General features: G+C 51.6%; 17 protein-coding genes and 1 tRNA gene. 13 read left to right on the top strand and 5 right to left on the bottom strand.

Annotation, left to right across the window (positions count from 1 at the left end; all coding sequences use genetic code 11):
• Positions 1-350: 350 nt before the first annotated feature.
• Together ACW9SV_RS08550 and ACW9SV_RS08545 are read right to left on the bottom strand one after the other, a co-directional pair.
• Positions 351-2,237, bottom strand: a complete 1,887-nt coding sequence (locus tag ACW9SV_RS08550) for a gamma-glutamyltransferase family protein (RefSeq protein ID WP_479556318.1) — start codon at positions 2,235-2,237, stop codon at positions 351-353.
• 200 nt (positions 2,238-2,437) lie between these two features.
• Positions 2,438-3,613: a threonine aldolase family protein gene (locus ACW9SV_RS08545; protein ID WP_479556317.1), complete on the bottom strand. Its 1,176-nt coding sequence runs from the start codon at positions 3,611-3,613 to the stop codon at positions 2,438-2,440.
• 242 nt (positions 3,614-3,855) lie between these two features.
• Here ACW9SV_RS08545 and ACW9SV_RS08540 point away from each other — a divergent pair, with 242 nt between their 5' ends.
• From ACW9SV_RS08540 to ACW9SV_RS08525, 4 genes are all read left to right on the top strand, one after another.
• The gene (locus ACW9SV_RS08540; protein WP_479556316.1) at positions 3,856-5,388 is read left to right on the top strand and encodes a M20/M25/M40 family metallo-hydrolase; all 1,533 of its coding nucleotides are present in this window, start codon (positions 3,856-3,858) and stop codon (positions 5,386-5,388) included.
• Between the two features lie 271 nt (positions 5,389-5,659).
• Positions 5,660-6,994 (top strand): M20/M25/M40 family metallo-hydrolase, encoded by a 1,335-nt coding sequence (locus ACW9SV_RS08535; RefSeq protein ID WP_479556315.1) that lies wholly within the window; start codon positions 5,660-5,662, stop codon positions 6,992-6,994.
• A gap of 208 nt (positions 6,995-7,202) precedes the next feature.
• Positions 7,203-9,986, top strand: coding sequence for a M14 family metallopeptidase (locus ACW9SV_RS08530; protein WP_479556314.1), 2,784 nt, complete (start codon positions 7,203-7,205; stop codon positions 9,984-9,986).
• A gap of 449 nt (positions 9,987-10,435) precedes the next feature.
• Positions 10,436-10,852 (top strand): hypothetical protein, encoded by a 417-nt coding sequence (locus ACW9SV_RS08525; protein ID WP_479556313.1) that lies wholly within the window; start codon positions 10,436-10,438, stop codon positions 10,850-10,852.
• A 295-nt stretch (positions 10,853-11,147) separates the two neighbouring features.
• Here the strand turns inward: ACW9SV_RS08525 and ACW9SV_RS08520 are convergent, their stop codons facing one another.
• From ACW9SV_RS08520 to ACW9SV_RS08510, 3 genes are all read right to left on the bottom strand, one after another.
• Complete coding sequence (locus ACW9SV_RS08520) at positions 11,148-11,969, bottom strand: endonuclease/exonuclease/phosphatase family protein (RefSeq protein ID WP_479556312.1); 822 nt, start codon at positions 11,967-11,969, stop codon at positions 11,148-11,150.
• Between the two features lie 318 nt (positions 11,970-12,287).
• Positions 12,288-12,360 (bottom strand) — tRNA-Met (locus ACW9SV_RS08515).
• Between the two features lie 62 nt (positions 12,361-12,422).
• Complete coding sequence (locus ACW9SV_RS08510; RefSeq protein WP_479556311.1) at positions 12,423-14,174, bottom strand: BamA/TamA family outer membrane protein; 1,752 nt, start codon at positions 14,172-14,174, stop codon at positions 12,423-12,425.
• A gap of 123 nt (positions 14,175-14,297) precedes the next feature.
• Between ACW9SV_RS08510 and hemW the strand changes: the two genes are divergently transcribed.
• The 9 genes from hemW (at position 14,298) to ACW9SV_RS08465 (ending at position 22,510) form a co-directional block, all read left to right on the top strand.
• Entirely contained in the window at positions 14,298-15,437 is a 1,140-nt protein-coding gene (gene hemW, locus ACW9SV_RS08505) for a radical SAM family heme chaperone HemW (RefSeq protein ID WP_479556310.1), read from the top strand.
• A 184-nt stretch (positions 15,438-15,621) separates the two neighbouring features.
• Positions 15,622-16,299, top strand: a complete 678-nt coding sequence (locus tag ACW9SV_RS08500; RefSeq protein ID WP_479556309.1) for a hypothetical protein — start codon at positions 15,622-15,624, stop codon at positions 16,297-16,299.
• Between the two features lie 302 nt (positions 16,300-16,601).
• Positions 16,602-17,228, top strand: a complete 627-nt coding sequence (locus ACW9SV_RS08495) for a hypothetical protein (RefSeq protein ID WP_479556308.1) — start codon at positions 16,602-16,604, stop codon at positions 17,226-17,228.
• 212 nt (positions 17,229-17,440) lie between these two features.
• Positions 17,441-18,553: an MBL fold metallo-hydrolase gene (locus ACW9SV_RS08490; protein ID WP_479556307.1), complete on the top strand. Its 1,113-nt coding sequence runs from the start codon at positions 17,441-17,443 to the stop codon at positions 18,551-18,553.
• A 140-nt stretch (positions 18,554-18,693) separates the two neighbouring features.
• Positions 18,694-19,014: a hypothetical protein gene (locus tag ACW9SV_RS08485; RefSeq protein ID WP_479556306.1), complete on the top strand. Its 321-nt coding sequence runs from the start codon at positions 18,694-18,696 to the stop codon at positions 19,012-19,014.
• A gap of 162 nt (positions 19,015-19,176) precedes the next feature.
• Entirely contained in the window at positions 19,177-20,271 is a 1,095-nt protein-coding gene (locus ACW9SV_RS08480; protein ID WP_479556305.1) for an SGNH/GDSL hydrolase family protein, read from the top strand.
• Positions 20,272-20,282: 11 nt separating this feature from the next.
• Entirely contained in the window at positions 20,283-20,900 is a 618-nt protein-coding gene (locus ACW9SV_RS08475) for a hypothetical protein (RefSeq protein WP_479556304.1), read from the top strand.
• A gap of 75 nt (positions 20,901-20,975) precedes the next feature.
• Positions 20,976-21,548 (top strand): pentapeptide repeat-containing protein, encoded by a 573-nt coding sequence (locus ACW9SV_RS08470; RefSeq protein WP_479556303.1) that lies wholly within the window; start codon positions 20,976-20,978, stop codon positions 21,546-21,548.
• A gap of 95 nt (positions 21,549-21,643) precedes the next feature.
• Positions 21,644-22,510: a LytR/AlgR family response regulator transcription factor gene (locus ACW9SV_RS08465; RefSeq protein WP_479556302.1), complete on the top strand. Its 867-nt coding sequence runs from the start codon at positions 21,644-21,646 to the stop codon at positions 22,508-22,510.
• Positions 22,511-22,622 lie beyond the last annotated feature (112 nt).

Below are 22,622 nucleotides of genomic sequence, written 5' to 3'. Positions count from 1 at the left end.
GATTACCTACTTACAGGAGAGTTCCTCTGTATGCCTTCTTGTTTAGACAAGAGGTATAAATGAGGAAAAAATACGCACAAGTTCTTGCATGAGGCACAAACCTGTCCGTCTTTAAACAGAGACTGGGCGGAGAATGGACAAGAGAAATGGGTATATTTAACAAGCTGACCAATTATGTTCTTCCTCACAACACGTCTAAACGCAGATAGCCCTGCTGCTTTCTGGTGAAAAAGCAGCAGGGCTACCATACTTCAGTTCTTGGCTGTACGACCACAGAGATTTTTAGCCAAGGGTCAGCACTTCGGTGGGTTTAGCTAATGCCAATTTACACAAGTAAAATTGGGTGCAGATTACCATCCTATGCCATAGTCTTCGCCATGGTTGCTGGAACCACCCCAGAAACTTCCGTGCTTCCAGTCAAAATAGATGGCATTGATGGGGCCGCTGGTACGGTCATCGAAACTCAAAATGTAGCCCATTTTCTTTAACTGGTCTCGCACTGCGTCTGGAGTACTATCATGCAGCAATATTTGTCCGGGTTTTGGTTTACGGTCATCGGCCTTGGTGCCTCCTAATGAAAGCCAGAGTTGGTTTGTATTGAAGTTGGCAGCTTCAGCGGCTTGCTGCACATTCATGCCAAAATCAGCTACGTTAAGGAAGAACTGCAACAGGTTCTGATCCTGGGTATCGCCGCCCTGCACCGCGAAGGACAAGAAAGGCTTGCCGTCTTTCAGGGCCATGGAAGGCGTTAGAGTCACCCTGGGTCTTTTACCAGGCTCCACCACGTTGAAAGGGTTTAAAGCGGCATCCAGCACAAAGCTCTGCATCCGCTGGCTCATGCCTACACCCGTGTTACCGGCAATGCAAGCAGGGTTCCATCCACCACTGGGCGTGATCGATACTACCCATCCCTCTTTATCGGCGGCTTCTACGGTGGTAGTGCCTAACCATAGTCGTTGCTCATATTCAACCTTGGAGGAGCCATTCCGGATGTCATGGGTAGGGGCGAAGTTCCGTTTGGTAGTATCCATTTCGTAGCCTCTTTCCTTAAGCAGTTGCAGATACGGATTCTTCAGGCCCTTGCCCTCAAACGGATAAGGGTCACCCGGCCCGATAGCAGGATTGTTCTTGTCAAACTGGATAAGCGCTGCCCGCTGCTTTGCGTACTCTTTGCTGAGAAGGCCTTTGATGGGTTCCTGCGGCGCAAAGTAAGAATCACCATAATAAAAATCCCGGTCAGCGAAGGTGAGGTTCATGGTCTGGTACAGCGTGTGGATGTACTTGGAGCTGTTATGCCCCATGCTTTTCAGATCGAAGTTCTCCAGGATATTGAGGGCTTGTAACAACACCGGGCCCTGGGTCCATTGCTGCAGTTTGTACACATCAATGCCTTTATACTTCACGGACAGCGGCTCTTCCTCTATGGGCTTCCATTTAGCTAAATCCTGCATCGTAATCAAACCGCCTTGCTCTTGGCATCCCCGCACAAATTCCTTCGCAATGTCACCGGTGTAAAAACGGTCATATGCCGCCATGATGGCATCTTTGCGATTCTTTCCTTTTTTCAAAGCCGCTTTCTCGGCTTCCACCATCTTGGTGAGGGTGGCCAATAGGTCTTTCTGCACAAAGATTTCGCCGGCCTCAGGGGCTTCCCTTTTCTGACCGGGGTGCGTCAGGAAGACCTTTTTGCTGTAAGGCCACTGCTTCAGCCTTTCTTTCTCCCGCTCAAAGCTGTTGGCCGTTTGGGCTTCAATGGGGTAACCAGCCGCCATTTCCATAGCTGGGGCCAGCACTTGCTCCAAACTTAGGGTGCCGTAGTTGGCCAGCATGTACAGCAGTCCGCCAGGGGTACCCGGGGTAGTAGCTGCCAAGGGACCATATTCTGGCGGGAAACTATAGCCTTTGCCTTTGAAGAACTCCGCGGTGGCACCCGTGGGAGCCACGCCCATGGCATTAATGGCGATGACTTTCTTGGTCTTGGGGTTGTAGATCAGGGCCTGGGTTTCACCGCCCCAACTTAAGACGTCCCACATGGTACAGGTTGCCGCCAACATGGCACAGGCCGCATCCACCGCATTTCCCCCTTTCTGAAAAGTCATGGAGCCCGCAGTGGCCGCCAAGGGCTTCCCGGTGATGGCCATCCAGTTCTTGCCGTGCAAGACAGGCTTTTGCGTCTGTTGCGCCCACCCAGGCAACACGGCGGCTAAACAGAGAAACAGCGTAAAAAAATGTTTCATAGAATTCTAGTTTGAACAAATAAGATACGCATAAAAACCATAGGATTGCGCACAAGCAGGAGCAATCCTACTAGGCAATGTTCGCCGCAGCACACCAGAAACTTCCTTCTCCTGAGGTTGACTCCCCGCCCTAAAGAACACTGCACGCAGCAAGGCTGGCGTTTTTAACCCATTTTTAGAAACGACTCGATAAGCCCTGCCTAAGCCAAAGACGACTGGATCGCCTTTTTCAGGGCATTCACAATAGCGTCGTTGCTTCTGTTCAGGATGGTTTCATTGACAAAGAACTTGATGATGCCTTGGCTATCGGGCATCCTGAGCTGGATACGCTCCTTGTCTTTCAGGTAAGCGGTGAACTTCTTATAGTCTACCGGCGCGGTCATCTGTAGATTGAAGATGTTACTCCCGTTGGGGATGGGGGAAATCTTCATGTTACCCGATTGGTTCACCAGGCTGATCAGTTGCTCGCCTTTTGCGCGGGCTTTCTGTAACTGGCTTTCAATGGTAGCCAACTTCTCCAGTGCCATGGCGGCATAAGGCCAGTTCTGGTAGATGTTTCCGCCAAAGATCTTGATCAAATGCGGCATCTGGTCAATGACCGTAGCGTCTCCGGCCAGAATGGCACCTCCTTTGCTCCCTAGGTATTTATATAGAGACACATACACCGTGTCAAAGGGAGCGGCATACTCCCGGATAGGCACCCCCGAGTACGCGGAAGCCAGGTGCAACCTTGCCCCATCCAAGTGGAGTTTAATCTGGTTCTCTTTGCAATAGGCCGCTATCTTCCTGATCTCCTCCATTGAAAACACCTGCCCATCGGCTCTTCTCACCGGGTTCTCTATGGAAACGGCACCTATGCCGCTTTTGAAAACTTCTCCTTTGTCATGGTACGCGATGGCCTCTTTCAGTTCTTCTAAGGTGAACTCGGCTTTACCCGGGGCCAGCGGCATTAATCGTTTACTATGCACCGTTTGGGCGGCATCGGCTTCGTCGCGGTACAGGTGGCTGATTTCCTGCACAAAGATTTTGGCTTTTCCCTGGCTCAGCACCCGCAAGGCCAGGTTGTTGGCCATAGTTCCCGAGGGCATGAAGATCGCTTTCTGTTTTCCGGTCAGTTTCGCAAACTCCTCCTCTAAACGGGTTACCGCCCCACCTTTGGCATAGGTGTCCTGCACTTCGGGGTATTTCTCCACCACGGCTTGAAGTTCCTGCACATACTCGGCCGGGGAAGGCATGGCACCATCGGTCACAAAATTGACGCTTGCCTCTTTGGCCGCGTACCCCGCGAGTGCCGCCGGAGCAGAAAAGCCGGTTGGTAACAGCAAAGGGAGCGTAGCCAATCCCGAGCTCTTCAAAAACTCCCGTCTCCCTTTCATTTCCTTAGCCATAAACAGATGATTAAATATGTTTTTCATCCCCAAGATAAAGAGGTTGCCTTGATTTTCGGCTTAGCTGCTTTCGTTCTCTTTTCAGAAAAACAGGCGCAAAGCTGTCATAGAACCTCTATCCTTGGAAAAGAACCCGCGGAAGTTTGTCTATCGCCTTTGAAAAGCAGAACACCCAGTTATCTTAGCAGAAGTCCTTTGGCTGAATCTTTTTAATAAATCATAATCCGCCCATGCAGGCACGCCTTTTCAAAATCTTTGCTCTCGCGGTCTCCACGCTTTGCTGCACGTCTTATCTGCAAGCGCAGAAGGTGCAGAACTACATCCGTCAAAACGACAAAAAGTTGATGGAGGAGTACATTCGGTTTCTGTCCATCCCTAACGTTTCTACAGACACGGTCAACATCCGGAAGAACGCCGCTTTTATACAGGAGATGATGGACCGCAGGGGCATCAAGGCCGAACTATTGACGGGCACCACCGCAGAGGTTACCCCGGCCGTCTTTGGGGAGATCAGAACGCCGGGCGCTACCAAGACCATCGGGTTCTACGCGCACTATGACGGGCAACCCGTCAACCCCAAGCAGTGGTACCAGGGAGTGGAGCCTTTTAAACCTGTGCTCATCACGGCCCCGCTGGAAAGCGGCGGCAAGATCATGGGCCCTTATCAAAACGGTGAGGCCGTGAACCCCAATTGGCGCATTCTGGGCCGGGGATCCGCCGATGACAAGGCCGGGGTCATGGCCATCCTGAATGCTTATGAGGCGCTGGTGAAAACCGGCCAACGCCTGAACGCCAACATCAAGTTTTTGTTTGAGGGCGAAGAAGAAGTAGGCTCCATCCACCTGAACGAGATTTTTCAGCAGCACAAAGCCAAGCTACAGGCCGATTGCTGGATCATCATTGACGCGCCCAGGCATGTCTCGGGACGGAAAACGATTGTGTACGGCGTACGGGGCGATGTGAACATGGCGCTCACCGTCTACGGCGCCAAACGCCCGCTGCACAGCGGCAATTATGGCAACTGGGCACCTAATCCGGCCCTCAAACTAGCCCAGCTATTGGCCTCCATGAAAGACGACCAAGGCAAGGTGCTGGTGAACGGCTTCTATGACGACGTAACGCCCCTGACGGCTACCGAGAAAAGCGCCCTGGCACAAATCCCTGACCAAGATGCCCAGTTGAAGAAAGAACTTGGGGTCAATACCCCGGAAAACCCTAACCGGTCTTTGGTAGAAGGCATCATGCAACCCACCTTGAACATCAATGGCCTGCAAAGCGCCAACGTAGGTTCCCTTGCCAGCAACGTTATCCCCACCAAAGCCGAAGCCGTTTTAGACCTCCGTTTGGTAAAAGGCAACGATTACAGGAGGCAAGTGGAGAAAGTGATCGCCCACATCAAGAGTCAGGGATTTCAGGTCATTGACAGAGAACCCACCGAAGAAGACCGCAACCAATACCCTAACCTCATCAAGATTACGGTAGAGCACGGCTATAATGCCCAGCGCACCCCCATGGATCTGCCTATCGCCAAAAGCATACAGGCGGCGGTACAGTCCACCACAAAGGAACCCTTGGTGTTAATTCCGTCTATGGGCGGAAGCCTGCCTCTGTACCTGTTTGAGGAAATCTTAGGAACGAAGGTGATCACGGTGCCTATTGTAAACTATGACAACAACCAGCACGCCGAAAATGAAAACGTCCGGATTCAGTACCTCTGGGAAGGCATAGAAACCATTGCCGCCATTATGAAAAGCCGTCTGTAGAGGAAGAAAACCTCCTCAAGAACTTATCCTGCGCCAACAGGAAAGTGAAAAGCAGCTTTTGACCGGGATGAGACAGCCGAAAGTAGTACCCGCTATTTCGTCCAAGGCTTATGAGACAGTTGATCCGTTTCTGCTTTCTCTCCTAAACCCCAAGCGTCACTGTTTGCACTTACTCCTAACCTCGCTATCTTTAATTCCTGCCCGCTAAGTTTTAGGGCATTTTTCTAGAACCGAAGCCCTAAACAGCGGGAGGCAAGCCTAACCAACCACCATGTCCAGATCTACCCAACTCTTTTGCCGTGGGCTTTTGCCTGCCACTTTCGCCCTTTGCCTCGCCGTGCCTACCCTGGCCCAATCTACAGAGAAAGCCAAACCCGTTTCCGTAGACAAGCGCTATGAAAACGAGATAAAAACCCTGGCCAAGAACCCGGCAGTAAAGGCCGCTTTCAAGACTATTCTGGACCTGGAGCCGCAAACGCACCAAGACCTGATCACGCTCACCGAAATACCCGCCCCACCTTTCAAAGAAGAAGTACGTGGCAGAAAGTATGCCGAGATGTTTAGGGCTGCGGGCGCTGATTCGGTCTGGATAGATGAGGTAGGCAACGTGCTGGCCCGGCGCAAAGGCAGAACCGGCACCAAAACGGTGGTGATGGAAGCGCACTTAGACACCGTCTTCCCCGAAGGTACCGATGTGAAAGTGAAACAACGCGGCGACACGCTCCTCGCGCCTGGCATCGCTGATGATACCCGAGGCTTGGCCATGGTGCTGTCGGTTTTGAAGACGTTGGAGAAAACCGGGATTGAAACGGAAGCGGATGTGTTGTTCGTTGGCACGGTAGGCGAAGAAGGCTTAGGTGACCTGCGGGGCGTGAAACACTTATTTTCTGAAAAAGGCCCTAAAATAGACTCCTATATTGCTGTGGATGGAATTGGCCTAGGAGCCGTCACCAACCGAGGCTTGGGCTCGCACCGCTACCGCATCACGTTCAAAGGTCCCGGCGGACACTCCTCAGGCGCGTTTGGATTGGCCAACCCGCACAACGCACTGGGCCGAGCCATCCACTACTTCGCCGTAGAAGCCGACAAATTCACCAAGGAAGGCATAAGAACTACCTACAATGTGGGGGTTATTGGCGGTGGCACCTCGGTGAACTCTATTCCTTTTGAGTCCTGGATGGAGGTAGACATGCGTTCCGAGAGCCCGGAGCGGGTAGAGGGCATTGACAAACTCTTGCAGGCCGCCGTGCAGCGGGCCTTGCAGGAAGAAAACCAGATGAAACGCCTCGGCGCCAACCTAACCGTTGACGTGAAACTAATTGGGGATCGTCCGGCCGGCGGGGTTGACCCTGGCGTAGCCTTGGTGCAGCGCAGCGTGGCCGCCACCCGGTTCCTGGGCAGTGATCCTTCCTTGCGGGTAGGCTCCACCAATTCCAATATCCCGTTCTCCAAGAACGTACCGGCTGTGACCATTGGCAGCGGCGGCAAAGGTGGCGGCGCCCATGCCTTGGACGAATGGTGGATCAACGACAAAGCCTATCTGGGCACCCAACGCGCCTTGCTCTTGCTGCTTTCAGAGACCGGTATTGCTAAAGGAAAGAGATAGTTCTTCGGTGGTGCTTTGAGCACATTTTTGTAAAAGTAGCCCTAAACAGCACGCCCCCTCTTTGTTATCCTGAAAGGATATTGTGAGCGAACTAGAAAGCCCTGCCTTAAGCGCTACTACTACTTACCCACAAGATCCTTTCAGGATGACAAAAAAGAGATATACCTCCTTCCAGTTTGCCTTCCTCTCACCTCTAACACCTGTTTCTATGCTCCCTAAGTTTTACCGTTCCCTTACGCTCCTGCTGCTATTGACGGTGGCGGTCTGTCAAGCGCAGACCATTCCTTCTCCCAAAGAGCACTTCGGCTTCAACATTGGCGACGATTACCAACTGGCTACGTTCACGCAAACCGAAGCGTATTTCAAGAAACTGGCTACCTCTGATCGCACCAAGCTGGTAGATATTGGGCTCACGGAGGAAGGTCGTCACCAGTTCATGCTGATTGTTTCTTCACCGGAGAACATCAGGAATCTTAACCGCTACAAAGAGATTTCCCAGAAACTCGCCCGGGCAGAAAACCTCACAGAGGAACAAGCCCGTGCCTTAGCCGCTGAGGGCAAAGCCGTGGTCTGGATTGACGGTGGGTTGCACGCTACTGAAACGGTGGGCATTCACCAGTTGATTGAAACCGCTTGGAATCTGGTAAGCCGCCAAGACGCCGAGACGAAGCGCCTGTTGGACCAGACCATCGTGCTCATGACGCACGCCAACCCCGACGGGCAGGAACTAGTGAGCAACTGGTACATGCGCGAGCGCAAGGAAAAGAACCGCTCCCTGAACCACCTGCCCCGCCTGTACCAGAAATACGTGGGCCACGACAACAACCGCGATTTCTTCATGAACAACATGAAGGAGTCGCAGAACATCAGCCGGCAGTTGTTTGTGGAATGGATTCCGCAGATCATGTACAACCACCACCAGCGCGGTCCCGCCGGATCGGTGCTGGCGGGACCGCCGTACCGAGATCCGTTCAACTACGTGTATGACCCCTTACTAGTGACCAGCATTGATGCCGTGGGCGCCGCCATGAACAACCGCCTGAACGCTGAGGGCAAACCCGGCTACACCCAGCGCGCCGGCTCCCAGTTCTCCACCTGGTGGAACGGTGGTTTGCGCACTACGCCTTACTTCCACAACATGGTGGGTTTGCTCACCGAGATCATCGGGCATCCTACCCCGGAAGAAGTGCCGTTAGTGCCGCAACGCCTAATCCCCAACGGCGCCACGCCTAACCCAGTGGTGCCGCAGAAGTGGCATTTCAAGCAGTCTATTGACTATTCTGTGTCGCTCAACTATGCCGTGCTTAACTATGCCGCCCGACACAGCGATGAATTACTGTACAATATCTACCGCATGGGCAAGAACTCCATTGAACGCGGCAGTAAAGATTATTGGGCTCTTTCCCCTAAAAGCGTGGAGGCCGTGACGGCTGCGCAGGCCAAAGACCAGAAGGCTGCCGATGCCGATAATGCCAACAACGAGTCAGCTCCCGGAAGCGGCGTTCAGACCAAGCACTTTGAGACGGTGTTCAAAGACCCAGCTCTGCGTGACCCCAGAGGCTACATCCTCTCGGCGGCCCAGCCCGATTTTCCTACCGCGGTTACCTTTATCAATGCGTTGATTAAATCAGGCATCCAGGTGCACAAGGCTACGGAAGCCTTCACCGTGGCAGGCAAAAACTACCCGGCCGGTTCTTACGTGGTGAAAACCGATCAGGCGTTCCGGCCACATATCATGGATATGTTTGAGCCGCAGGAACACCCCAACGATTTCCAGTACCCGGGCGGACCTCCCATTAGGCCGTATGACGCTGCTGGTTGGACTTTGGCGTTCCAGATGGGTGTGCAGTTTGACCGTATCCTGGACAGCTTCAAAGGACCATTCCAGGCTATCCCGTACGGCGAACTGCAAGCTCCCAAAGGCAACCTGCAAGCAGCAACTGCAGACGCCGGCTATGTACTGGATGCCCGTGCCAACCATTCGTTCATTGCGGTCAATGACTTGCTCCAGGCCGGGGCCGAGGTATACCGCATGCCGGCCGTTGGCACCGATCAAGGCAACTTCTTCGTTCCAGCCACTGACAAATCCAGAGCCCTCGTGCAAAAAGCCGCTGCTGACTACGGCCTCCCCATCAAAGGAGTCGCGCAGCGCCCGGCCGGTGCCACCACCAAAGTCTCTCCCATACGCATTGCCTTGTGGGATACCTATGGAGGTTCTATGCCCTCGGGCTGGACGCGCTGGATCATGGAGCAATACCATTTCCCTATCCAGTTGGTGTATGCCAAAGACATTGACGCCGGTGAGCTGAACAAGAAATATGATGTGATTTTGTTTGTAACACGGGCTATTCCACCCATGGGCGCGCAAGGGAACACGGAGCGAGGCAATGAAGGAAGAGGCCCTAAACCCGAAGACATTCCGGCCGAGTACCGCTCTCAGCTGGGTTCTATTACAGCAGAAAAGTCGATTCCGGCCCTCCGGAAGTTCATGGAAGCAGGCGGCACCGTGGTTACCATTGGCACCAGCACCAACTTGGCCTACCATCTGGGTTTGCCCGTGAGCAACGCTCTAGTAGAGATGAACGCCACCGGACAAGCAAGGCCCCTTGCAGCTACCAAATACTACATTCCTGGCAGCATTCTGCGCGTGAAATACGCCACTAACCAACCTGCTACCTGGGGCATGCCTACCGAGGGCGATGTGTACTTTGATAACAGCCCCGTGTTCAAGCTCACCCCAGATGCCGTGGCCAACGGCGTGGTAAAACCGCTGGCTTGGTTCTCCACCGATAAACCACTCCGCAGTGGTTGGGCTTGGGGACAGGCGTATTTAAAGGATGGTGTGACAGCTTTCTCTGCCCCCGTGGGCGCAGGCACCTTCTACGCCTTCGGGCCGGAGATTACCTTCAGAGGCCAGGCGCATGGCACTTTTAAGTTACTCTTTAATCAGTTGTATTCTACTGGTTCTGGAGCGGCGCAAAGCAGGCGGTAATTAGTGCATAGTATAAATTCCTTCAAACAGATGAGGCGCCTTGTAGGGGGCACCTCATCTGTTTATAAGTTTAGCTTAGGCCTCCAGGTACATCAAATTCATCTTGCCGAATAGTAGTCTCTAAAGTCCCATACAAAGGCTGCTAATCTCTGCAACGTGGTGTCCCGCACTTGGCAGAAAACCAATTGACTAGCAAAGACCTATACTTCACAATTTAAAGACGCCAGGCCTACGACAGAGCGGAAAAGCATCTCTTCGCCTATTGAAATATCAACACTAGAGCTTCTCCCATACCATTTCATTCTTTAGCTCTCTCAGGAGAAGTGCAAAGCTAGAGGTCAAACTTCTAATAGAACATAATATTTTAAATTTAGCTTTACCGTAATGTTATCCGTAGAGGAAAGGAAGTTATATTTGTTAGATTCTTTCAAGCTAATTACTTCTAATTAATGGCAACTGTTTACTACGAAAACCATGTAGTTACGATCACTTACGAGGAGGAGCTGCAGCTAGGAACGGCTGTATGGAATGGTTTTCTAAACAGCCAGGAGTTTCGGGAAGCTATCACCACTTGCATTCAATTGATAGAAGAGCGCAAGCTGCTCCGGTGGCTCGGCGACAACCGAAAGATGAAAGCCATACGCCCGGTAGACCAGGAGTGGTTTTTAGAGAACATTCTACCCCGACTTCAGCAGTCTGCCTTACGGCGCAATGCAGTATTGGTATCAGAAGATTTCTTTAACCGCACGGCGGTAGAACAGATCTACAAAAGAGCAGAAGGCCAAGGCGAAATGATTACAAAGGAGTTTTCCAACAGAGTGATGGCTTTAGCCTGGCTGAAAGAACCGATCACTACTCCAGCATAGTTTCTGCCTTTTACCTTCGCCAGATAGCTCTTCTGCCCATAACGCCAAAGCGGCTCTAAAGCGCCTCAGAGTACGCCACAGTAATACCACAACTTACCTTACACAGAACGAGGCGCCATGTGCACATGGCGCCTCGTTCTGTGTAAGGTAAAAATGCTGGATGTAGCCAAGTAACAAGCGTTTTAGAAGCGAAATTTGTAAAACTGCCTATTTTCAGGAGTTTAGCCCAACGCCACCTTTTCGACCATCCATCCTCTAACACTACCAAAGCTTAAAGCTTGTTTTTGGAAACCTATCATTTGGCACCATAGGTCACCTTCACCAAGATAGGGAAATGGTCAGATGGGAATTTACCATGGTACGTATCCGTCAGGATTCCCCATTTTTTCACCTCAAAGGCATTGGTCACAAAAACGTGGTCAATAATCTCCTTCCGGTCAAACTGCTGTTGGAACCCGTTAAAGGAAGTGTTGTTGGCATAAGGGTATTTCACTTGCCTGAAAGTATCTTTCAACACCCCTGAATTGGCGATGGTCTGGTACCACTCACTGGCTTGGTCTCCGTTAAAATCACCCGTTAAGACCACCGGCTCTTTTCCGGCGATTTCCTGAATCTTACGCAAAATCAGTTTGCTGCTTTCTTTTCTGGCCTGCACCCCCTGATGGTCAAAATGGGCGTTGAACACATACAGCTTCTTCTTGGTGGCAAGGTCCTGCAAATACACCCACGAAACAATGCGATGACAACAGGCGGCGTCCCAACCCAACGAGGGCTTATCTGGTGTCTGGGACAACCAGAAATCACCTTTGTTCAACAACCTGAATTTGTCTTTCCTGAAAAAGATAGCAGAGTGCTCGCCTTTCTCTTTGCCGTCATCCCGGCCGGCGCCGTAGCGGTCATACTCAGGAAGGGCCTTGCCCAGGTCATCCAATTGGTTCTTCAAACCTTCCTGGGTACCCAGCACATCAAACTCATGAAAGCGGATGAGGGCGGCGACTACAGGTGCCCGGTTCACCCACAAGTTTCCAGTGTCTCCCGGACTGTCATACCGCAGGTTGTATGACCCGATTGTCAACCCCTGCGCTTGGGTGGCAGCGGTTACACTTACTATCAACAAGAGAAAAAGGAGGCTTCTTTTTAATCTCATAAAGCTTGCAAGTATCACGGTTTTACAATTCACCCATTTCAGCTTGGCTTTTGCCTTGGGCAAGGCTCTTGAGTTCCTCTGATTTATGGATGGAATAAATAAAGGTAGTATTTCTCTTCACAGTTTCTAGCTACCCGCTGAAGAACCAAGCAGCATACCGTCAGTCCGAAAAACATCTGGCGTTGAAGAAGTAATAAGGATAGTCTAAAGAGTAATGGAGGAGACTTGCGAATAAAGCCCAAAAACGAAAAAGCCTTGCAAGTTTCCTTACAAGGCTTTTATCTGAGGTAGCGGGAACAGGACTCGAACCTGTGACCTTTGGGTTATGAGCCCAACGAGCTACCAACTGCTCCATCCCGCACTGTTTGTAATACAAATGTAGGGGCTTTTTCTATTCGCTCCAAATCCTTTGTGAAAGTTTTTCTAAAAACGGCCCGTAATCCCGAAGTGAATCTTGCCGCGTTGCAGGCTAAAGGCCTCTTGGGAGGTCCTGCCCACGGAGTAAACTAACTGAAACACACCAGCTCCCGTTGAAAAGCTGATACCACCGCCCAGGCCGCTGGCCCACTGAATATTTTTTTCATTTTTCAGGTCGCGGCGCAGATATCCCTGGTCATACAAGAGGAAAACGTACGAATCTTGCCCCGTATACTGCCGGTACTCCAGCGTACTGATGGCATACGACGAGGCATAAAAGGCATAATCATCAAAACCCCGAAGCGTGGCCAGCCCGCCTAGCCTGAATAGTTCATTCAGGTACAACCGCTGGTTAACTAGAGCTTCGGAGCGAAGACGCGTGAGCACCACCCCGTTTTTAGTGACGGGCCAATAGCGTTCCATCCGGCCAGAAAGCAAGAGCTGCGAGGTTTTCAGCTGCAGGGTGTCATAGTAACTGGCTTCTACCCGGGCGTTGCGCTGCACCCGCTTGTTCCCTACAGCTCCCTGGAAAAAGGCTTGGGTACCCCGGCGCGGGAAGAACAAATCATCTAAGTTGCCCCAGGCATAGGATACACCATACGAGGTGAAGTTGGCGTCAATGGCTGAGGAATCAGAGCGGCGCTGCCGCAATGCTTCCGGGGAGAGCAGTTGCGAACTCACCACCTCGGCAAAGAACGTAACGCGGCTGGTGGTGGAAAGCGGATAGGCAATCTCCAGGCGGGGGCGCAGGTTCAGGAAAGAAGTGTCTTGCTTATAGAGATGGAACAAACCAGCCACCTCAAAAGGCGAGTTGAAAAAGTGCGGGTGGCGGTATTCCACGTCCAGCAGCTGCGAATTGCGTTCTACTTTGCGCCAGTGCAGGCCAATCTGCTTGCCGCTGCCTCGCAGGTTACGCACCTGCAGGTTCACTTCACCGGTAATCAACAGTTTAGCCGCCGAAGCGTTAGGATCAGGCAGAAACCCGATGATGCCATCAAACTGGTTCGCTTTTTTCTCATCCAGGAAGAAGTAGACGCGGGCCTGGTTTTTCGCGAACAAGACCTGTGGCTCGCCGGTGATGCGCACAAACGGCAACTGCCGGAGTGCCCGCATAGCGGCTCCTATGCGCTGCAAAGAATACGGCTGGCCGGGGGCAAGCTGGGTGTAGCGGTACAAGGTGCGCAACTGCATGCGGCTACTACCAATAATCTGCACCGAGTCAATCATCATCAGAGGCCCTCGGGCAACGCGCAGGACTCCGCTGATGGAATCATTGTACAGACGCAACGAATCTATCTGGACAGCGGCGTAGGGGAAACCACTGTTTTCGGCCTCGCGCAGGAGCGCCTGCTGCAACCGGGCAAATTCTGCCGGGCGGAATGGCTGTCCGCTGTACAGCTTTTCCCGGAAACCTACTTTCTCCAGCAGCCCTTGGCCTACGTTGCCGTTACTGAGCGCAGCCCAGTTATACGGTCGGCCCACGTACACGTGCACCCACAAAGAATCTTTGCGCTGCTGCACGCTGTCAATAGAGGCAGTGAGGTAGCCTTCTTCCTGCACCCGGGAAAGCCAGCCGCGCAGCTCCTGTTGCAAACCCAGAGAATCTTTGGAGGTGAGTTTGGGTTGAAGGCGCTGCCATATTTTTACCGCATCCGGGTCGGGCGAGAGTACTTTCACTACCCGCTTGTCTTGCGCCTGGCCCACGCCGCCCCAAAGCAGCAGGCCCAGGAGTAGCCCCAGAATTGCGTATCTTTGCAAGAGATTCTTTTGGTACAGACGGGAACTAGACCTCCTCTTCATTGTTTCTAAAGGTACGGCTTCTGCTACAAAGGTACGGCCGGTTCTATTTACTCTTAACGCTTTCCATAGCCCTACCTTATTTTGGCCGGAATTTATCTTCATATTCCCTTCTGCAAACAAGCCTGTCACTACTGCGATTTCCATTTCAGTACGTCTATGGGTTTGAAGGAGCAGGTACTGCACGCTATGCACCGGGAACTGGCGCTGCAACAGAATTACCTTAATGGTGAAGCCATCAACACCATCTACTTCGGAGGTGGCACACCATCTATTCTTTCGGTAGCGGAGCTGAACAGTCTTTTAGAGGCGATTTACCAAAAACACCCCGTAAATCCGGCCGCTGAGATCACCCTGGAGGCCAACCCAGACGACCTTACCCCGGAGAAACTGCACGCTTTGCGGCAGACACCCATTAACCGCTTGAGCGTAGGCGTGCAGTCGTTCCATGACCCGCATCTGCAACTCATGAACCGTCCGCATACGGCTGCTGAGGCCGCTGATTCTATTAAGCAGGCGCAGGACCTGGGCTTTGACAACATCTCCCTTGATCTGATTTACGGCATTCCGGCCGAAGATGCAGCGCTATGGGAACAAGACTTAGCCAAAGCTTTCTCCTTGAACGTGCAGCACCTTTCCTGCTACGCCTTAACTATTGAGCCGAACACGGTGTTAGGGCATCGGCTTAAGAAAGGAAAATTCACACCTGCTGAGGAAGAACGCGTGGCCCAGCAATTTGAACTGCTCATGAGCCAGGCCGCCGACCACCGTTTCCTGCACTACGAGATCTCCAATTTCTGCCAGCCGGGTTTTGAGAGCAAGCACAATAGCAGCTACTGGAAACAAGTGCCGTACCTGGGCATCGGACCGAGCGCGCACTCGTTTAACGGCGTGAGCCGCCAGTTTAATGTGGCTCACAACCCCAAATACGTGCAGTCTTTGGAGCAGGAGCAACTGCCTTGCACGGTAGAAGAGCTCTCGGTTGAAGACCGCGTGAACGAATATGTGATGACGACCCTGCGCACCAGTTGGGGCTGTGACACCGCTTATATCCAGGAGAAGTGGGGCGTAGACCTGAAAGCCATCCATGCAGCGTATCTGCAGAAAATTGAAGCCCAGGGATTGTTGCGCCAGGAAGGAGCGGTTCTGATCTTGACGGAAGCGGGTAAACTACTGGCTGATGAGATCGCGCTTGATCTTTTCTTGCTGGAAGAGGAGGCCTAATCCTTTGCCCGTTTTGGGGGTGTTCTGTGAGGAACAGCTTAGAAACGCATATTCCTTTCTGAAGATCAAACCTTTGACTTTCTCTTCTGACCTGAGGCAATTGAAATAAACGGTGGGCCAGGCTTGAACCAGATGCAATTTCTTCTTAAATTGATTTTATCTCTTCACCTAACCTTTCCGCTTCATGAAAAATTTTACGCAAACGTATAGACTGCTCCTGCTGCTGTTCTGCAGTTTTCTGGCGGTTTCCTGTTCCAGTGATGACGAAGAAGAAGTTCCGCCGCTGGAAAATCAAATGGAGTATGACAATGCCAAATACGACCTGTCTACGGCCTTATCGTTTGACCTGGGAGAAGTAGGTTTTGTCACCGGCAACGACACGCATTACGGCCAAGGTCTTTTCCTGACAGATGCAAAAGGCGCCACTGATCCTAAAGTAATCTTGGTTTTCTCCCTGTTCTCAGCGGGCACCACCGGTTTCAAGACTGGTTCCTTTGAGTTCGCCCAATTTGCGTCACTAACGGCGGGTCAGGCCGAAACGAAATACAAAGGCAAAAACTTCTTTTTCGACTCCGTTCTCCTGATCGACCTCAATGAAGACGGCGAGGTAGACGAAGACACCGAAACCTTTTTTGTGGAAAGCGGCACGGTGAACCTGTCTGGCACAGCTCCCAACTATACCATGGATTGTGATGTGGTGCTGGCCAACGGCAAAACCTTGAAGGCGCAGTTCACCGGCATGTTTGTACCCAGCACCCTGCCAGACGATGACGACGATGATGATGCCACCGCAGAAATGAGAAAGGCCCCTAAAACCATCTCTTCTCTCTCCATTGTGCCCAAATCCTTCAAGATCAGATAACCCTTGTGCTGTCGCAACAGCTCCTATCTATCCAGACATCCTCTGTTTTAAAGCTATTTTGCAAAAAGGGCTTTAGAACAGAGGATGTTCTTTTCATAGAAACTCCGCCGCCAAAATAACCATCTTCTTTCTTCCTTTCACTACAAGCAAGCCGCTCGTAATTACTCAACCTTGAAGAAAAGCCGTCTGCCCCTGTTTTCCACAAGATAAATCTTCAGAAGTAGTAGGCTTCTCTAAGTTCATCCATTATATTCAACACTTACTATATAAAATATTCTATACGTTACCACCGCCCACTATCCATGAGAAAAACTACGCTGTATTTTAAGCTCTTAACCTTGGTCATTGGATGTCTGTTCCTGGCTTCTTGCAGCGATGGCGATGATGAACCAACCCCTTTGTCCAACCAACTGGAATACGACAGCCACACCTATGATTTAGGCATGGGCTTAACGTTTGACTTTGGGTCTTTCGGGTTTGGGTCTGAGAAGACCCACTATGCCCAAGGAGTTCTGCTCACAGATTCTAAATCGCTGAACCAAAGCCCTACTATTGCCTTACGGTTATATCTTTTCAGCTCTGGAACGGTGGTCCCGATGACCGGCACCTTTGAGTTTGGCGATGTGGGGAACCTGGCTCCAGACAGAGCGGTGCAGAAATACAAATGGAAGAATTTCTACCTTAACTCGGGGCTGCTGCTAGACATGAACAAGGACAATGAACTAGACCCTGTTCAAGAATACATTGAGATGCGGACTGGCACCATAACGCTTTCTGGTACCGCCCCCAACTACACGGTAGACTGTGATGTCTCCTTGAAAACCGGCAAAAAACTGAAAGCCCAGTTCAAGGGTACTTTTATTCCCATTCCCACTTCTTCTACCGATGACGATATTACCTCAGACCTGAGCAAGGCTCTTCTGCCATAACTGGTTTTTAACTGAGTAACCACGCCCAGCGTTTAAACGACTACACCTTTCCCTCTTTTCTGCAAATGCTCTGTTTTAAGGCTACTTTTACAAAAAAGCATTAAAACAGAGCATTTCTCATGATGGGGTACCGGTTACCGAATCTGTTTTGTAAAACATTTTCGGGTAGCGGAGGTACTTGTCATGGCGACTGACAGACAATGAAAAAATTTATGTACATCCTTCTTTCCCTTATCGCTACCCTGGCCATAGGGGGCACTTTATTCCTGGCGTTTGCCCCGCAGTTTGGAGCATCGGCCCACGGCCAAACCCTGGAGCGCATTCAGAAATCAAAGCAGTACCGAGACGGCAAGTTTCAGAACCAATCTCCCACCCCCATGATGGACGAGTCTCCGTTCCTGGACAAGGTGAAGATTTTTGCCAAGTTCATTGGCGGCACCGAAGGAGCCACCCCGTTGCAGGAGTTGCCTATGGTCTTTCTGAAGAAAGAAGACCTGGCGGTGCCCCCGGCTACCGGAATCCAGGTAACTTGGTTTGGGCACTCGGCGGTATTGCTGGAAGTGAACGGCAAACGCATTTTCGCCGACCCCATGCTGGGGCAACGCGCCTCGCCGGTTTCTTTTATTGGGAGCAAACGGTTTAGTGAGAAACTGCCCATTGCCATAGAAGACCTGCCACCGCTAGACATTGTGCTGCTCTCGCATGACCACTATGACCACCTTGACCGCGGCTCTATTCTAAAACTGAAGGCCAAAACCAAGCGTTTTATTGTGCCGTTAGGCGTTGCTGCACACTTAGAACGCTGGGGCGTGGACCCCAGCAACATCACGGAACTGGACTGGTGGGAATCTACCGAAGTGGAGGGCCTGTTTCTAGCCTCAACGCCGGCCCGCCACTTCTCGGGCAGGGGCCTGAACGACCGCGACCAGACACTGTGGTGCTCCTGGGTGCTGAAAAGCGGAAACCAGTCTATTTATTTCGGTGGTGACTCGGGTTATGACACGCACTTCAAGCAGATCGGCGAGAAATACGGCCCTTTTGACCTGACCATGCTGGAATGCGGCCAATACAACGAGGCTTGGAAGTACATTCACATGATGCCCGAGCAAACCGCCCAGGCGCACTTGGACCTGAAAGGTAAAGTCTTGATGTCAACCCACTGGGGAGCTTTTTCCCTGGCCTTGCATCACTGGAAAGAACCTATTCAACGGCTTTCAAAGGCGGCCCAGCAGCACAACATCCAACTGGCTACGCCGCTTATCGGGCAGCGCTGGAGCCTCCAGGCCGAGCTTCCCAAAACCCAATGGTGGCAAGGGGTGGAGTAGAAAGCACGTACAGAAACATCTGAGGGTAGTCAGTCGTAAAATCTAGCAGGAATTTCATTGTAAGAGAAGTGATCGTTTCAGGGTAGTTTCATGGAAAACAGGTCTGAAACGCATCTTAGTAGAAACTAACTTTTCTAGCTATGGAAACACTAACCAACCCTAATCGCTTTGCGCCTGCCCCTGATAGGCAGGGAAAGCAGCTCCCGTTCTTCGGTGTTGTTTTTGCCAGCTTGATGGTCTTGTTCCTGGCCGGGATTCTGTACTTCACCCATCTAACCGATTTTTCCTCTCCGCAAGTGTCGCTTACCCAGCGGCTTGAGGGCGTACCAACCGTGCAGAATACAAGGCTTGAAACTCCCGTTACTGGCTTTTACATGGGTAGCACCGCCACCATGGCCAGTCATCCTGTGTTTGCTCCGCTTATGGGGCAGCAGACATCTGTACCGTTGATCTTCAGGTAAGGCATAGCAACTTTTAGCACGATTTTCCCTACTGAGGATTTCTGTTCCCGGTAGAGCTGAAGGGTGGAAAGGCAGGTTTTCTTCAAGGATGCGCTTTGAAACAAACGCGGTTCTGAGCATCTTTGTCAACACCTGTTTCTACCCTTCAACTCTTTTACCCTCATGCGATCCAGCATCTTTCTGCGCTTACCTGCGCTTCTTTTGCTCCTGCAGTTAGCAGGTTGCGCCACGCAAAAAAGTGTTCCTGTTTCTCCCCAGGATACCCACCTCACGTACGTGGGCCGGGTGGGCAAGCCTTCGCCGGGCGCTACGGAACTGTACTGGTCGGGCACGTCGGTGAAGATGAACTTTGAGGGTACTTCCGTTAAAGCACGCCTGAAAGACAGCACGGGAAAGAGCTACTTCAACGTGATCATAGACGGCGATAGCATTTCCGTCATTCAGCCAGACACGGCTGCCAAGGCCTTCACCCTGGCCCAGGGCCTGAAACCCGGCAAGCATACCGTAGAACTGTTCAAACGCACCGAGTGGGACAAAGGCACTACCACGTTTTACGGCTATGAATTAGAAAACGGTGGTAAAACACTTCCGGCTGCGGCGCCCAAAACCCGCCAGATTGAGTTCTACGGCAACTCCATTACTGCTGGCTACGCTGCGGAAGACTACTCTGGCAAAGACAACCCCGAAGGCATGAACACGAACCACTACGTGAGCTACGCCGCCCTTACCTCGCGCTTCTTTGACGCCGACCACACCTGTATCTGCAAAAGCGGCATCGGGATTACAGTGAGTTGGGAGCCCAACATCATGCCCGACATCTATGACCGCCTGAACCCCTCTGATCCCAGCAGTAAATGGGACTTCTCGCAAAAGCAGCCCGATGTGGTGGTGATCAACCTTTTCCAAAACGATTCCTGGATTGTGAACCTGCCGGACAATGCCCAGTTCAAGCGCCGCTTTGGGAACACCAAACCCACTGAGGAATTCCTGATCACGGCTTACCAGAACTTTGTAAAAAGCATCAGAAGCAAATACCCCAACGCGCACATCATTGCCATGCTGGGCAACATGGACATCACTCGTGCGAGCTCTCCGTGGCCGGGCTATGTAGAGAAAGCCGTGGCCGGGTTGCAGGACGGGAAAATCTACACCTTGTTTGCGCCCTACAAAGACTCCCCAGGCCACCCGCGGGTAGAAGAACAGCAAGCTATGGCCAACCAACTTATCAAGTTCATGCAAGAGAAGCTGAACTGGTAATTCGGGGGCATATGAAAGATATCGGACTAGCTCTTTTCTGCACGTTGCTCTCTCTGGTAAGCTTCGGGCAAAGCCGTGGGGCTTCAGAGAAATTCGAAGCCAATCTGCTGCCCAGCAAAACCGGCGCCTTGCTCACCTACACCGGGCAAGAACATGCTATCACCGTCACAATGGACGCCGATAGTGTCAGGCCTGCAGAACACCCCAACTGGGTGTATGTAAACGGCCAAATTGTTCAAGCCAGCACGGTACAGGTTCCCGAGCATCTTTATCAAGACAGTCTATCAGAGAAAAGACAGCAGGAAATCATTCTGGGTTACATCAACTATGAGCTGAAATACTTCAGAAAAGAGCTGAAGATAAAATACAAAGATGTAGACATCCATCCAGGCACGCTTGAAGGCACACCAATAGTCGTTTGGCTGTTCTCCATGCCCAAAGGTGATACTATAAGAAAGCAGGTTTATATCACCCGCCTTTGTTTCAACCAGGCACTTAGCTTGAACATGCCCCTCCAGCAGGAAGCAGATCTTAGGGAATCTCTAAGGCTACTGACCAACCTGGTGAAGACCGTCAAAGTGTATGACCGTCCCTTAGACTTGAACAAGTTGTACAAGGAACTGAATTAGCTATTGTTTAAGGCTGTTTTCCTAAAATCTGGTGCAAAAAGCTATTCCTTTGCGCCTTCTCTAGAAACTACTTCCATGCAAGAAACGCTGCACCAAAACAAGACCTTTGACCAACTCAACTACACTGGCAAGGGCGTGGCCGGACGGGAGTTTGAGGAATGCACCTTCACTAACTGTGACTTCTCCAGCACCAACCTTTCCAACAACAGCTTCTCAGATTGCGTCTTTGAGGATTGCAACCTCGGGTTGGTGCAGTTAAGCCATTCCAAGCTGCACGATGTCACCTTTACCAACTGCAAGCTGGTGGGCGTCGATTTCAGCCAGTGCCATGATTTTCTGTTTGCCGTGCGGTTCAAAGGCTGCTCCCTGGATTACACTTACTTTGGGAAAAAGAACCTTAAAAAGACCGTTTTTGAAGACTGCAGCATCAAGGAAGCCAACTTCACCGAGTCTGACCTTACCCAGGCCTCTTTCCTGAACTGCGACCTGGCTCGAACCATTTTCCAGCGCAGCAACCTGGAGAAAGCAGATTTTAGAACGGCCTACAATTATGCTCTAGATCCTGAGTTGAACCGAATCAAGAAGGCCAAGTTCTCGGTACAAGGAGCATTAGGTCTCCTTGCCAAGTATGACATTGACGTGAAGTAACAGCCAGAGAGACTGTTCCACGGGGAAAAAGATTTTTTGCTTACCTTTCTGGTCAGCATATCTTTCAGAACAGGTCCTTACCGCAAGCGAACTCCATGTTTTCCTTTTTACGGCAGCCGTATCCGCTTAGTGAGCTTACCCTTTCCAAGACAGTTTTCCAGTCACTGCTTTTTGGGTGCATCATTGCCTTCACGCTTATTGTGTTTCAGCCGTTTGGGTCATACAACTGGCACCACCCGTCCAAGAACCCTATTCTGGCCGGTTACGGGGTAGTCGCCGCCATCTCGGTTTTCCTGAATTTTTATGGTTTCCGGAAAATGCTGCCGGGTATTTTCAAAGAACCTACTTGGAGCGTGGGCAAGGAGATTGCCTGGAACCTGGTTCATTTTGGCACCGGCGGCTTTCTCTGCACCGCCTATGGGGCTCTGGTGAATGTGATGCCCTTCACCCTGAACCAGATTTTCTACATGTCTTTTATAGCGTTTCTGATGGGGTTGGTGCCCGCCGTTTTGCTGGTGATGATCAACTACGTATACCTGCTGCAGAAGTACAAACCCTTGGCCGTGGCAGAGAAAAAGGAAATTCCTATTACCGACACTGAAAACGTTCCAGAACCTACAGAACTAGTCCTTCTCGCCGAGAACGAGAAAGATTCCGTGAGGCTTCTTATCCAAGACCTTCTGTTTATTGAAGCCAGCGATAATTACTGCACCGTTTTCCACGTGGAAGGAGGAAAGGTTTCCAAAAAGCTGATCCGCAGCAGCCTGAGCCGCCTTGAAAACCAGATCACATATCCTAGAATTCTGCGGTGCCATCGCTCCTACCTGGTGAACTTAGACCAGGTACAGACGGTAACGGGCAACGCCCAAGGTTACAAGCTCCACTTTGAGGGAACCGATCTGCTGGTGCCGGTGGCCCGTTCGTATTCTGGCCTGGTACGGGAGACCCTGGTGCCTGCCTAATCGCCCCTAGCAGCTTTACCATTCACCCCAAAACCCACCTACAGCCCCAAAGAAGCGGCATTTCGCCCCATTGCCAAGCGGCGTATTTTAGGGCCTTCTACTTTTGACGAAA

It is taken from the genome of Rufibacter sp. JT20002 (genome assembly GCF_056491185.1).
This window is presented reverse-complemented; position numbering and strand designations above follow the sequence as displayed.

What these genes read in the sequence shown, in the direction of transcription:
- ACW9SV_RS08550 (WP_479556318.1), bottom strand. Translation starts at nt 2,237, where the DNA reads ATGAAACATTTTTTTACGCTGTTTCTCTGTTTAGCCGCCGTGTTGCCT.
- ACW9SV_RS08545 (WP_479556317.1), bottom strand. Translation starts at nt 3,613, where the DNA reads ATGAAAGGGAGACGGGAGTTTTTGAAGAGCTCGGGATTGGCTACGCTC.
- ACW9SV_RS08540 (WP_479556316.1), top strand. Translation starts at nt 3,856, where the DNA reads ATGCAGGCACGCCTTTTCAAAATCTTTGCTCTCGCGGTCTCCACGCTT.
- ACW9SV_RS08535 (WP_479556315.1), top strand. Translation starts at nt 5,660, where the DNA reads ATGTCCAGATCTACCCAACTCTTTTGCCGTGGGCTTTTGCCTGCCACT.
- ACW9SV_RS08530 (WP_479556314.1), top strand. Translation starts at nt 7,203, where the DNA reads ATGCTCCCTAAGTTTTACCGTTCCCTTACGCTCCTGCTGCTATTGACG.
- ACW9SV_RS08525 (WP_479556313.1), top strand. Translation starts at nt 10,436, where the DNA reads ATGGCAACTGTTTACTACGAAAACCATGTAGTTACGATCACTTACGAG.
- ACW9SV_RS08500 (WP_479556309.1), top strand. Translation starts at nt 15,622, where the DNA reads ATGAAAAATTTTACGCAAACGTATAGACTGCTCCTGCTGCTGTTCTGC.
- ACW9SV_RS08495 (WP_479556308.1), top strand. Translation starts at nt 16,602, where the DNA reads ATGAGAAAAACTACGCTGTATTTTAAGCTCTTAACCTTGGTCATTGGA.
- ACW9SV_RS08490 (WP_479556307.1), top strand. Translation starts at nt 17,441, where the DNA reads ATGTACATCCTTCTTTCCCTTATCGCTACCCTGGCCATAGGGGGCACT.
- ACW9SV_RS08485 (WP_479556306.1), top strand. Translation starts at nt 18,694, where the DNA reads ATGGAAACACTAACCAACCCTAATCGCTTTGCGCCTGCCCCTGATAGG.
- ACW9SV_RS08480 (WP_479556305.1), top strand. Translation starts at nt 19,177, where the DNA reads ATGCGATCCAGCATCTTTCTGCGCTTACCTGCGCTTCTTTTGCTCCTG.
- ACW9SV_RS08475 (WP_479556304.1), top strand. Translation starts at nt 20,283, where the DNA reads ATGAAAGATATCGGACTAGCTCTTTTCTGCACGTTGCTCTCTCTGGTA.
- ACW9SV_RS08470 (WP_479556303.1), top strand. Translation starts at nt 20,976, where the DNA reads ATGCAAGAAACGCTGCACCAAAACAAGACCTTTGACCAACTCAACTAC.
- ACW9SV_RS08465 (WP_479556302.1), top strand. Translation starts at nt 21,644, where the DNA reads ATGTTTTCCTTTTTACGGCAGCCGTATCCGCTTAGTGAGCTTACCCTT.